Below are 12,665 nucleotides of genomic sequence, written 5' to 3'. Positions count from 1 at the left end.
TGATGGTAATTCCAAACATTCGGTGTTGAAAATATTCTCTTTGGAGAAGATTTCCGGTCACGTGAATCCGTTATTTATTCACTTAAAACACTTTGACGAGGCTCACTGAACAACTGATAACGGTAAGACCGATCCAGCTTCACAACACGGCGATTCTGCCTGCGTATAAGTACTTGCCCATCATCCCAGGCAACCACGATACCCGTTACGTCATTAGACTCCAGCTCGTCCCGCACTACTCTTACCTTCTCCCCTGACAAACGCAGGGCATCCAACTCTGTATCACTAATCATGTCTCTAACTCCCATACTCAAATTTCTTTACAAAAAGAGACCTAAATGAAAAGTCATTTAGGTCTCACGTGACTGTATTGGACTGTCATGTCATTCGAAAAAATGTCCCGACTGAGAGTTTACCGCTGCGCGTGCTCTTTGCTGTCGTTCTTCTCGAACCAAAAATCAAGCACTTTGGCGGACATCACACGTTCTTCAAGGTACTCCACTTGGTGCGGTGTAAATTGTTCTTTCCAAGAGAAGGACAACTCTTCACACAAGCCTACAATCGTCAGCAATTCTGACCAGGCAACATAGCGTTTGTACCAGAAAAATTGAGGATGTTCAATCATATAGGGATAAAGGTCATCGAATTCCGTATGTTTACAATCCAGGGCACGTTCAAAATGAACTTTCGATTTCGCCAGCTTATCAATAAAAAATTGGTCTGTTGCCGGTTGGTTCCCCATGTTGTTGCCTCCTCTCCCTAACATAACCCCATTATAAATGAAATCGACGGCCATGCAAAGCCATAGTTGAAAAATTAGGCCCTATTTCCTTCAAAAAGTCACATTTCATTATCGTCGAATTGCACGGTGCCATTATTCAGTGAACGAATGCGTACAAGGGCTTCCACTGGAATGCCTTGCTCCCGGATCGTGCGGGCACCAGCCTGGAAGCACTTCTCCACCACCACACCGAATCCTACCAGCTCTGCGCCAGAACGCTCGATAATTTTGATGACACCGCGAGCAGCGTCTCCGTTCGCTATAATATCATCAATGAATAAAATGCGGTCATGCTCATGAATGTATTCGCGAGATACCATGATGTCCGTTACAATTCCTTTCGTAAAGGATGGCACGCGTTCGCAGTAAGCATCCGGATCAGCCAGAAGCGTTTTTTTACGGCGGGCAAATACCAAGGGTACCCCCAGTTCATGTGCTGCAGCAAAGGCCACCGGAATACCTGAAGATTCGACCGTAATCACCCGTGTCACTCCACTTTCTCGGAAACGCGCAGCAAACTCCCGTCCCATCTCCATCGTTAATGCAGGATCAATCTGATGGTTCAGCAGACCATCCAGCTTCAAGACCTGATCCGAAATGACGACACCTTCTTGTAAAATTCGTTGTTTTAATACATCCATGATTTGACCTCCCAAGCCTATCCTATGAGGTTTAAAGTATCATATATCGAGCTACAAGTTCAAGCGAAATCCGTCATAAGGCTGGATCACACCATTATTCACTCGTTCCTCATCCTGCTGTCATGACTTTTATGGGTCAAGCATAACTTGTACTATGGTACCCGCATAGCTAACCAATCCCGGGACCTGAAAGGGGTAACGCATTGAAACAGGTATTCCGGGTGCTACAGATTGCATTCACATACATCGGAACCGTCGTAGGAGCCGGCTTCGCCACAGGGCAGGAAATTTTGCAGTTTTTCACCCAGTATGGCAAGTGGGCCACAATCACCATCGCATTGTCCACCATACTCTTTGTCTGGCTCGGAACAAAAATGATGCTTATTGCTCATGATACCCGCTCTCGTTCCTATGAGGATCTCAACAAACATTTATTTGGCCATAGGGCTGGTAAATGGATCACATGGGTAACTCTTATCGTTCTCATCGGCGTTAACAGCGTCATGCTCGCCGGGGCAGGTTCTGTTTTTATGGAACATCTGGGTTTGCACTACCAAACGGGCTTGATCATTACTTTGTTGGGTACATACCTTCTTCTGGGACGCGGAATGCAGGCTATTTTGCAAATGAACAGCATTGTTGTGCCCATGATGCTCCTGCTCTCCCTGCTTATGATATTCAGTACACTCCATCATCCAGGTGTTTTTCGTTTTGTCACACTAACAACAGATAGCAATCCCATTCAAGTATGGTTATCCCCGCTGCTCTACACCGCCTTTAATCTCGCGCTTGCTCAAGCGGTACTTGTACCTGTTGGCAACCAGATTCGTCATCGTAATACGTTAAAATGGGGTGGAATTACAGGGGGAATCGGCGTTGGTTTTATGCTGATGGCAGCCCATTTTGCCATGTCGGCCCAGATGCCAGGCATCATACAGTTTGAAATCCCTATGGGCAGTATCGCTTTTCAGCTGGGATGGGTTGTGCAGTCCGTATATGTCACACTCATTTTCATGGAAATCTTCACTACGTTTGTTGCTGACATCTACGGCATGACCTTGCAGCTCAGGCAACATATCCAGGTTCATCCCCGATTGATTACACTAGTCATCATGATGCTGTGTTACTCACTCAGCCAATTTGGCTTCAGCTCTCTCTTATCTATTCTTTACCCTATCTTTGGATGTATGGCACTCTTTTGGGCGGGTAAACTCATTATGGATCGCTGGGGCACATTTCGTGGTCGGAACAATATGAATTGAATACACAGATCTGGGGTGGAAGTCATTAATAATAATGGGTCATGTTATGGTACAATTCAAAGTAAATCTTAATTAAGGATGGGTTCTTTATGAAGAAAGCAGACAATTTCGCCTCCTAAATTCGCTTCAAATAAAATTTAGGAGGCTCATCTAATGAATTTTAATAAAATCGATTTTAGCAGTTGGAAAAGAACAGACATATTTCATCACTATATGAATCAAAATACTTCATTCAGCCTAACCAATGAAATTGATATTAGTGCTGTATATCAACTCATCAAACAAAAAGAATATCGATTCTATCCTGTGTTTATCTTCTTGATCACGCATGTAATCAATTCACATCCCTCTTTTAGAACGAGTTACAATAATGATGGAGATCTAGGTTATTGGGATACGCTGGATCCACTTTATACCATCTTTGATCAACCATCTGAGTCGTTCTCTGCCATATGGACTCGTGTTACAAATGATTTCAGTACGTTTCAAGAAGACTACATTTCCGATATCGAAAAATATAAACGTTCAGGCAAGTTATTTCCCAAGACACCTATACCTGAAAATATCTTCTCTCTTTCTATGATTCCATGGACATCGTTTACTGGGTTCAACTTAAATATTAATAACAATAGTCGTTACCTTCTACCCATCATTACGGCAGGGAGATTCATTCATAAAGAGAATTCCATATTTTTGCCACTATCACTACAGGTTCATCACTCGGTCTGTGATGGTTACCACGCCGGATTGTTCATGAATGCTGTTCAGGATTTAGCAAGTCATCCAACGGATTGGCTGTTTTAAAATCTGTTAAATATTAATAGCCGCTGTATACCTACAGCGGCTTTTGTGTGTTGTTGTTATTTCTCAGGCTTGTGCCTGAAATTGCAGGTACATCTTTTTCAAATCATTCACCGATCTTCCCAGCGAATAGAAGGTTTTAGCTTTTTCACAAGCGGAACGAGCCAGTTCATAGCGATATGCCGGGTCGAGCATGACCTTTTCAAGGGCATCAGCCAACGCAGATGGATTCTCAGGTGGCACAAGCAAGCCGTTTATTCCATCTTCAATCTGTTCAGGTATTCCCCCTACGTCCGTGCCAACAAGAGCCAGGCAGCTTAACGCCGCTTCAGCGAACACCGAACCAAAGGCTTCTGCACGTGATGGCAGTACAAACACATCAAAGAACGGCATAAACTCTTCAGGATGCAGTGTATATCCATAGAAAATGGTCTCATTATAGATTCCCAAACGCTGTGCCAACTCTTCGAGATCCAGACGAATCGGTCCATCTCCAATAATATGGAGCACATAATCAAGCCCTCTATCCTTCAGTTCCGCACAGGCTTTAAACAAAATATCAAGTCCTTTAGCCGGAACAAGACGACAGACCGTGACCAATTGCGGAACTGCATTCTCATGTGGAATCGGCTTAAACCGTTTTTCATCAAAACCATTCGGAATAATTCCAATTCGGTCTGGGTGTTTCACATACGGGCTCAAATATCGACGGAACGAATCGGATACCGTTAACAGTCGCTCTGCACGATGTTCAAGTTCCCCATAAATGGCCTGCAGGAACTGATGCTCTATCCCATTAGGCTCAATACGCCCATTCAGGATAAGCTCTCTTTCGTAACTGGAGTGAATCGTCTGAATGAGGGGAACCTCAGGAAATACCGTTTTCATCGCAAGCCCTGCAATAGGGTGATGAGCATGGATCAGATCATAGGGCTTCTGAATCCGAAGCCGGGTCCACCAGAGATAGTCGCGATAGGTCTGAATATATTTTTGCACCACAGGACTATCCTGATAGATGGTCCAATCAAACGTTTCAAACCGGACTTCCTCTCGCCCTTTGTTACGAATTCGTTTGGGCAAGGAGAACAGATCCATCTCCCATCTTGGACTCGCAAACCTCTCCTGCATGTAAGGAATCATAGAGGATACGCCTCCGGGCTGCTCCGGAGGAAAAAATAGGGCCTGTAGCAATTTCAACGTCATTATCCCCCTTTCCCAGCTTCATTTCTCTTCTTCTACATTCATTTATGATATATTAGAACATATGTTCAGTAAAGCGGTTCTAAAGCCATGCACTTCGTTCTATACACCAAAATGTATTTTCATGCATTTTATTGCATATCATCAATGTTCATTATGACATAAAAAAGCTTGAACATCCACTGTTTTGACAACTAAAACATCAAGTCGTATATACAACGTATTCAATCTACTCTCCATACAGAAGTATAAATTCACATTTCTTGACTAATCAATCCATTCAGCTGTTCACATCAATATAGCCGGATAAGCTTAACAGCTTCCGGCTTCTTTTTAATCATTTTCTCAGCAGCATATCTCAACCAGTTTCTCTACAACTCAACCGGCTTCTCATAAATGCTGAATCCTTCGTGAGCCCCTGCATAACTGAATCCATTTCCTGCATAAAAAGCATTTAACCTGACATTGTCAGCGCCGCAATCAAGTCGTACGAGAGATTTTTCTTTAAATTGTATGCCGCTGGTAGACCATTGTAATATGGATTTCCCCAGACCCGTTCGAGCATATTTTCTTCGAATCGCGAGCCGATGCAGATAGAGTGCTTTATCATCCGCATGGGCGTGATCTCCCCATAACTTGATATCCCATGGACTTGGCTTCTTCATGAGAATGACCATTCCAGCAATCTCCGCTTCTTTTTTGAAAACAAAGACATCGCCTCGCCGAATAGCGGAAGGTGTATCATGAGAATCCTCCCCTTGAAGCAATGCACTCCATTGGGAAGATCCTTGACTTTTCAGCCAGGAAGCCGTCTCTACAAGCAAGGATAACACTTCTTCCGTGTCCTCTGGCTGTGCATGAACAGCTTGAAAATTATCATTAATGTATGGGTTGCGAATTGTGAATGATTCCGTCATCATGCCCCTCCTATATGCTCCGGTTTCGACTGCTCGCTTCCCTTGGTTTGGACTACGTCCAAATCCAAAAGTCGCTCCCATTCGATACCATCGCAACTGCATTAATTAAAATAACTAATCGTACTATACCGGGAAAAGATTTTTTCGTCAAAATCAATTCAAGATAACTCAAAAAAAGGATAAAAGGCTTTCGCCTCTTACCCTTCCATTTTGGCTTCATCAATAATCTGATTACGATACAACATGGTGAGATGTAAGGAGTCAAATTCGATCTCTTTATTCAGCTCTCGCATCAGTACTTCCACCAATGTCCTCCGCTGCACACTCGTACCGGGCACATCATAATCCATATAACCCGTCAGATCCGAATGGGACGTATCAATAGTTGCCGTACCCACCGGAAGGCCTCCGCGCTCCTGAACGAAGAGATCATAGATTCTGAACTCCCGATCCCTGTTCCTAAGCATGACATAGCCTGCTTCTTCCGCTTCTTCCGGCTCGATCCAATCATCGATGGAATCCAATGATTCTTCTTGCTCTTCGTCTTCCTCCAGTTCCTCGGAAAAATCACGGTGCACCCACTCAAGCGTCTGCAGTTCGTTACCCTGATGCCACATCCGAATCGTAATCGTATCGATGATCTCCTCGTCCAGTTCCCTTACAAGCAGTTCCGCTGCAGCTTCCTGCACCGTTTCATCAGGTTCGTCATACCAGTGAATCTCTCCATGTGCATCGGCTCCATACTGTTTCAGCGTAGCTTCTGCCATCTCTTCTCCTTCGACATCGTTGAACACATAACTTGATAAGTTACGACCGGCACTGACCATCTCCATTTCCAGCAGATGTTCCCGGTCTTCGTATGTAAAAGAATCATCCCGAGATGCAGGAATGAGATTCACCTCTTCATCAGGTAATACATCATCATAACGGCTCTCGTCATACCCAAGGTAATTCTCCGTTGCTATTGTTCCAGGGGAAGACCATACTTCTTCCTCATCCATGTCCACTGGTCGCAGGACGGAATGCAACGTGCCACAGCTCACCAAAACTTCATAGTAAGATGCCGCCACCGCATCCGCAAGCGCACGGACATAAGCGTGCACCTTATCTATAATGAGCTGTTCCACTGCCTCTTCTATCGATTCCTGTTCCAGTTGAAGGCTGCCTGACAGACGCTCCCCTTCCCTGTATATCAGTAAAAGCGAGCCTGTATATCGGTCATCCACCATAATATCCTGCACTTCACCACTTGCTGTTCGCAGATCTGTCGTTAAATCGATCTCTATCATTGCAAGTCCTCCTCATTCCTAACGTATTCTCTTAGGATGTCCCCGGAGAGAGTAGTTTATGAGGCACTGTACATTTTCGCAGGTCGAGTAGGTCCATTTACACAGATCAGGTAACAAGTAAACGCAGAATTATACGGATAAAATATGCTTGTGAATAGCGTGCGCAACGCCCTCATCATTGTTGGACAAGGTCACCTCATCGGATGCTGCTTTCACCTCTTCAGGAGAATTATCCATTGCGATCCCTTTTCCGGCGAAGGTGAGCATCGTAATGTCATTAAAATAATTGCCGATGGCCATAATCTCGGAAGAAGCAATGCCTTTGGAATCAGCCAGTCTTTTGAGCGCAGCTCCTTTGGAAGCTTCCGGATGCATCAGATCAATGAAAAAATCTCCGCTGCGTGTCATGTAATAAGGCAAATTCCAGGACGTCCATTCGCGCTGGACAGCGTCCATCTGCTCGATCGGACCAAACGCTGTAAACTTAGCAAGTGGTTCAGTCATATCTGCCCACCGGGGTAGCTTGAGCGGCTCAGCCAGGAAATTGTAATACATCTGTCTTACCTGCAGCTCCAGACCTTCCGGTTGATCTACATACAGACCAAAGGCTGTATTGATGTCAAAATGCACATCATTTTCACGGCAGTACGTCATAACAGGTTCAAGTCCCCGGGTGTCCAAAGCAAACTGATGAATAACTTCCCGCGTATCCACCTGTGCAGTCACAGCGCCGTTATGCGTAATAACATAACCATCCAGCCCCATCTGTTTCATAAAAGGAATCGTGTTGGCCGGACCGCGGCCTGAACAGAGTACAATCTCTGCCCCATGGCGGGAGGCCTGAATCAACGTTTCTTGTGTCCATTCCGTCAGTTCATGATGATCATTCAATAAGGTTCCGTCAACATCCAGTGCAATCAATTTATACGTCATATGATTTTCATCCTCATCTGTGTTTAGTTGGCTGCATCATTATTTCGTAAACAGGTCAATTCATCTGCTGTTAATTCGCGATAAGTCCCGATCGAAAGATCGGAAGCCAGCTTCAATTCTCCCATCGCTACACGTTTCAGGTAGATAACACGTTTGTCCACAGCCTGGAACATGCGTTTAACCTGATGAAATTTCCCTTCATGGATGATCAGTGAAATAAGCGATACAATATCTCCGTCTGTTTCTTCATATCCCAGCACGGTCAGCTCCGCCGGCATGGTCTCGTATCCGTCATCAAGCTGCAGTCCGGCTGCAAAACGCTTTACATCCTCTTCGTCTACTTTTCCTCGTACCCGTGCTTCATACGTTTTGGGCACATGCTTGCGAGGAGATAACAGATCATGGGCGAGGGGGCCGTCATTCGTCAAAATAAGGAGCCCCTCCGTGTCCTTGTCCAACCTTCCTACCGGAAACGGTTGGAAGACTCGATCTTCCTTGCGCAACAGATCCAGCACGGTTTTATCCCTAGTATCTTCCGTCGCAGACACAACGCCTGGCGGTTTGTGCAGCATCAGATAGATCATTTCCCGGTACACAATCCGCTCGCCATCTGCTTCAATAACGTTAATCGCCGGATCCACCTGAATGCCGCTGTCCTTCACTGCTTTGCCGTCCACATGAATACGTCCCTGCTTCACCATTTTTTTAAGCTCACTGCGTGTTCCTACACCCATATGGCTCAATATTTTGTCCAAGCGCTGCGTTTGTTTGCCTTTCCCACTCATACGGATGTCCACCTCCAGCCTGCCGGGTATTCATTTTTCAACACACCATCCAACCATTTGCCCCAACCCGCCGCATATCCATCCACACATACCAGCACGTACCCTTTGGGTACTGTTCCTTCCTGAAAATGGACCCGTTCCTGCTCTATGTTCAGCGTTTCCCCTTTCAGGTACCTCACCGCTTCCCCATCCGTAGAGGAAAGATTCACACTACGACGAGCCTCCGATGAACGCAAAGCACAAGCCAGTGGATGGGATGGCACAAAGCGGCCATTCTTGATCGTGCCCATAAACCACCCCGGACGAATCACTTTAAGTCCCTCCAGACGGGCCGCACCTACTGCTGACTGGTATACACGATCCCCGTAACATACCGTCTCCCCTTCAAGCATCATATCCAGATTTTCATTTACAAATTGAGCGTACACCGCTAACGGATCAGACGAACCTGAATCGGCACCTCGTCCTTGACCTCGTTCAGACTTGCGACCTCCAGCCTCTTTCCCTTTCTTGCCTGGTTTAGAAGCCTGTTTGCCGCCTCGCGCACTTCGGTCACTGCTTTCTCTGGATTCAACCCGTAACAAACGTTCCTTTTTACGATCGGCTTTGGTCATAGGAAGCGAAGCCGATCGTAAAAAGGAACGATCCTCACTTGGGTCATGCAACAATTCGGACTCCTGTACACGTTGTCCGATACTTTGTCTTTCTTCATCCAGATCTTTCCCTGACTTTCCATTGAACTCATCAATAAGTTCTTCTGAACGTCTCGTGCCACTCTCAATACGCTCAAGGTGTTTTAACACAGCAACATAATGTCCTTCCCCTTCTATCAGATGAGGCCATAATCGGGCTGTGCCGCGCGTCTGATCCAACACTTCTTCTGTCTCAGCTGCCTGCACGGGCAGCATCCGGCGCACCCACTCCGGGCGTCCTGGGGCAAAACCAGCGTTATCCGCAATATTTACCACGGCAAAGTCACGGTTCATCTTCAAAAACTCGGCGATCATCGCTTCGTTTTCCTCCGGCGCAAAAGTACAAGTCGAATAAACAATCGTACCTCCCGGAGCCAGTAACCGCGCTGCCGTTTCCAGAATGTCGCGCTGCATCAGCACACATTTCTCCACAGAATGATGTTCCCAGGATTTCACCATGTCTTCATCCTTGCGGAACATGCCTTCACCTGAGCAAGGTGCATCAATCAACACTTTATCAAAATAATGAGGGAACGCTTCCGCAATGCGTTCGGGTGACTCATTCAGCACAACGGCATTTCTTACGCCGTACAGTTCCACATTTTTGGCCAGTGCTTTGGTTCGCTCCGCATGAATATCATTCGTGACCAGCACTCCTTTACCTTGAACCTTGGCAGCAATCTGAGTGGATTTCCCCCCTGGCGCAGCACACAAGTCTAACACGCGGTCACCCGGCTTTACATCCAATTGCTCCACCGGAGCCATTGCACTTGGTTCCTGAATATAATACAGACCCGCGTGATAATACGGATGCAGACCGGGCTTCACTCCATGAGGCACATAAAAACCAGTTCCACACCACGGAATGGGTCTCAAGTCAAACGGAGCTATCTTTTCGAATTGTTCCATTGATATTTTAAGTGTATTCACTCGAAGTCCGGCATGCGGAGATTGTTCATATGATTTCATAAAAGATTCAAATTCTTCGCCAAGCAAATGTTGCATTCGCTCCGCAAAGATGAAAGGCAGCTGTACAGCCATAATTCCACTCATCCTATCCTGTTAAAATGACATATTGCTCTATGTTATCATATCCTCATTTTACTTGCCTATCCTATCATGTGTATTCCACTACAGCGTGTAATGTAGTATAATGCTAATAGATTGTTTTATAAGCAAAAATTCGGTTGTTTATGTATATTATCCCAACCTATATTTTTGTTGCAATTTATCTCGATATGAACAATGGGGGATGAACAATGAATTCCAAGAAGAAAAAGAAGAGCGCCACAATCCTTATATTCCTTGGTATACTGGTCGTCATGATTGCTGCGCTGGTTCTTGTGAACCAACAATCCAAGAAACAGATGGATACTGTAGAAAACGCATATGGAATCGCAGCTTCCAAACTTAATCCGGCTACACGGGAATTGCTCGATGATCCTAACTATCAACAGATTATCCTGCCCGCTGATCTGAAGGCCAGAATTGACAAGAAAGACAGTTTCTTTGTTTATTTCTTTGCTTCCGACTGCTCACACTGCCGTGCAACGACACCACAATTGATGCCGCTCGTGGACAGTGAAGGAATCAAGCTTCCACAATTTAATCTGCGTGAGTTTGAAGCGGGTTGGACCGATTACAACATCGAATTCACACCTACACTCGTCTATTATCAAGATGGCGTTGAGAAAGACCGCATGGTTGGCGGCCTGAAAGAGAACGGAAGCGACAACGGTTATTCGCTGGATGACTACAAACAATTTTTCGAAAAATATAAAAGCAACGCAGCCCCAAGTAAAAGCTAACTTGAATGAACTCCAGGTAAAAGACTACATTCAATAACCAAAAACACCCCGATCATTCCTTTACCGGAATCGACGGGGTGTTTTGTATTCAAGACATAGGAGTTTCATCCTAATTATTGGCATGATTATGAGCGTTTCTCCTGGTGCTCATGCACTTGATTCTGCTGCAACGCCTTCATTTTCTCTTCGTAAATTCGTCCTCGTGTTGGACTTCGCCGCTGTGGAACATTAGGCGTCAGCTCTAAAGATCTGATCTGTATCAGCTCGATAAGTGCCCTGTCTTCAATGGTGATAGACAGATCACGATACCGGATTGTTTCAGGTTCATTTCCCTGTAAATCCCTTACAAGTTCACGAACGTCCGTAATCAAATCTCCAAGGCGGATTCCGAGACTACTGTTCGGATACGATTCCAGCAACTCCAGCGAACTCTGGAGCATCATAAGTCCTCCACGAAAATTCCTGTTTCGGTAATGATACAATCCTACCGCGATCTGTAACAGTCCTTTGTACAGAGGATCACGGTTCCGCTCCAGCCACAGTTCCTCAAGCACCTCGTGACACTCAAAGTAATCCTGATCCCGATTAAAATAAATCAGATAATCAATGTAGAGCGGTTCATAGCTGTTCATCGGGATTTTCGCCCTTTCTGGCGTTGTTCAGGAGTTCCTTCACATCGTCCAGCAGCACTTTGAGTCCCTCCATATCATTCCGTTCCCAGCAATCATTAAATCTTCTCTGAGCTTCAATCGCCTCATGAACCAGATGATAGAAATACAGCTGCTGAATGATGCTGAGCGTTCTTGACACAATATTGGAATCATCCTCAAACGCCTTCTGCGCTTCAAGGATCTGTAGACGAATTGCTGACATCTCGTTATCCAGTACGAAGGCAGCCTCTGCCGTTTTCTTCAGTCTCGCTCTCATATCATCCGGCAGACTTTCCCGAAATTTATAGCTCAGGGAATGTTCGATCGTTGCCCAGAAATTCATCGCAAGCGTCCGGATCTGAATTTCGGCGAGCACTTTTTTCTGCCCCAAAGCCGTCTGCACAGGATACTCAATAATCATATGGAAACTCCGATAACCACTTTCTTTGAAGTTGGTTATATAATCTTTTTCAATTAACACCGTTAAGTCTTTCCGTGCTCTGATGTACTCGGCAACCCGACGAATATCATCCACGAACTGGCACATGATTCGAATGCCTGCAATATCCTCTATCCCCGTCTCCACATCATCCAGTGCGACATTCAGACGTCTTGATTTTTCCAGAATGCTGGAGATTTTTTTGACACGGCCAGTAACAAATTCAATCGGGGCATACTCTTCCCGTTTCTTCAATTCGGCCCTCATCGTCTTGAATTTGACCTTTAATTCTTCTACCGCTTGTTCATAAGGAAGTAAAAATGTACCCCAGTCTCTACCGTCCATGGTTAAGCCTCCTGTCTCTATAGCATCCCCTGTTCCTATCCATTATACATGATGTTAGCCGGGGGGAAGAGTCCCGATCCATGTTCTACTCTTCCATGCTTCTATAAATCGTGTCTGGGGTG

14 protein-coding genes are annotated in these 12,665 nt (G+C 45.5%); 3 read left to right on the top strand and 11 right to left on the bottom strand.

Translation table 11 applies throughout. The annotated features are described in order from the left end of the window. Positions 1 to 74 precede the first annotated feature (74 nt). From ACUTVW_RS05020 to ACUTVW_RS05010, 3 genes are all read right to left on the bottom strand, one after another. On the bottom strand, positions 75 to 293 hold the full coding sequence (locus ACUTVW_RS05020) for a hypothetical protein (protein WP_445644747.1): 219 nt from the start codon (positions 291 to 293) through the stop codon (positions 75 to 77). Positions 294 to 412: 119 nt separating this feature from the next. Further along, positions 413 to 742 (bottom strand): hypothetical protein, encoded by a 330-nt coding sequence (locus tag ACUTVW_RS05015; RefSeq protein WP_434751820.1) that lies wholly within the window; start codon positions 740 to 742, stop codon positions 413 to 415. A gap of 98 nt (positions 743 to 840) precedes the next feature. After that, positions 841 to 1,422, bottom strand: coding sequence for a xanthine phosphoribosyltransferase (locus ACUTVW_RS05010; protein WP_445644746.1), 582 nt, complete (start codon positions 1,420 to 1,422; stop codon positions 841 to 843). Positions 1,423 to 1,625: 203 nt separating this feature from the next. Between ACUTVW_RS05010 and ACUTVW_RS05005 the strand changes: the two genes are divergently transcribed. Together ACUTVW_RS05005 and catA are read left to right on the top strand one after the other, a co-directional pair. Next, positions 1,626 to 2,684: a YkvI family membrane protein gene (locus ACUTVW_RS05005; protein ID WP_445644745.1), complete on the top strand. Its 1,059-nt coding sequence runs from the start codon at positions 1,626 to 1,628 to the stop codon at positions 2,682 to 2,684. 153 nt (positions 2,685 to 2,837) lie between these two features. Further along, positions 2,838 to 3,488 (top strand): type A chloramphenicol O-acetyltransferase, encoded by a 651-nt coding sequence (gene catA / locus ACUTVW_RS05000; protein ID WP_445644744.1) that lies wholly within the window; start codon positions 2,838 to 2,840, stop codon positions 3,486 to 3,488. 63 nt (positions 3,489 to 3,551) lie between these two features. Here the strand turns inward: catA and ACUTVW_RS04995 are convergent, their stop codons facing one another. From ACUTVW_RS04995 to ACUTVW_RS04970, 6 genes are all read right to left on the bottom strand, one after another. Next, on the bottom strand, positions 3,552 to 4,682 hold the full coding sequence (locus ACUTVW_RS04995; RefSeq protein ID WP_445644743.1) for a glycosyltransferase family 4 protein: 1,131 nt from the start codon (positions 4,680 to 4,682) through the stop codon (positions 3,552 to 3,554). A gap of 374 nt (positions 4,683 to 5,056) precedes the next feature. Further along, positions 5,057 to 5,605, bottom strand: coding sequence for a GNAT family N-acetyltransferase (locus ACUTVW_RS04990; protein WP_445644742.1), 549 nt, complete (start codon positions 5,603 to 5,605; stop codon positions 5,057 to 5,059). 194 nt (positions 5,606 to 5,799) lie between these two features. Continuing rightward, a complete protein-coding gene (locus ACUTVW_RS04985; protein WP_445644741.1) occupies positions 5,800 to 6,891 on the bottom strand; it encodes a hypothetical protein in 1,092 nt (363 codons plus the stop codon). Positions 6,892 to 7,020: 129 nt separating this feature from the next. After that, complete coding sequence (locus ACUTVW_RS04980; RefSeq protein WP_445644740.1) at positions 7,021 to 7,824, bottom strand: Cof-type HAD-IIB family hydrolase; 804 nt, start codon at positions 7,822 to 7,824, stop codon at positions 7,021 to 7,023. A 23-nt stretch (positions 7,825 to 7,847) separates the two neighbouring features. Then, positions 7,848 to 8,609: a pseudouridine synthase gene (locus ACUTVW_RS04975; protein ID WP_445644739.1), complete on the bottom strand. Its 762-nt coding sequence runs from the start codon at positions 8,607 to 8,609 to the stop codon at positions 7,848 to 7,850. Further along, positions 8,606 to 10,342 carry an RsmB/NOP family class I SAM-dependent RNA methyltransferase gene (locus tag ACUTVW_RS04970; RefSeq protein WP_445644738.1) on the bottom strand — a complete coding sequence of 579 codons (1,737 nt, stop codon included), beginning with the start codon at positions 10,340 to 10,342 and terminating at the stop codon, positions 8,606 to 8,608. Before ACUTVW_RS04970 ends, ACUTVW_RS04975 begins: the two co-directional genes overlap by 4 nt. Before the next feature lie 218 nt (positions 10,343 to 10,560). Here ACUTVW_RS04970 and ACUTVW_RS04965 point away from each other — a divergent pair, with 218 nt between their 5' ends. Continuing rightward, a complete protein-coding gene (locus ACUTVW_RS04965; protein WP_445644737.1) occupies positions 10,561 to 11,109 on the top strand; it encodes a thioredoxin family protein in 549 nt (182 codons plus the stop codon). A gap of 125 nt (positions 11,110 to 11,234) precedes the next feature. Here the strand turns inward: ACUTVW_RS04965 and ACUTVW_RS04960 are convergent, their stop codons facing one another. Next, a complete protein-coding gene (locus ACUTVW_RS04960; protein ID WP_445644736.1) occupies positions 11,235 to 11,741 on the bottom strand; it encodes a DUF309 domain-containing protein in 507 nt (168 codons plus the stop codon). Then, positions 11,728 to 12,543 carry a GTP pyrophosphokinase gene (locus tag ACUTVW_RS04955; RefSeq protein ID WP_445644735.1) on the bottom strand — a complete coding sequence of 272 codons (816 nt, stop codon included), beginning with the start codon at positions 12,541 to 12,543 and terminating at the stop codon, positions 11,728 to 11,730. The genes ACUTVW_RS04960 and ACUTVW_RS04955 overlap by 14 nt, the downstream gene beginning before the upstream one ends. Positions 12,544 to 12,665 lie beyond the last annotated feature (122 nt).

It is taken from the genome of Paenibacillus sp. TSA_86.1, assembly GCF_052691815.1.
Note: the sequence above shows the minus strand (reverse complement) of the source record. Positions and strands in the feature narration are given on the sequence as shown.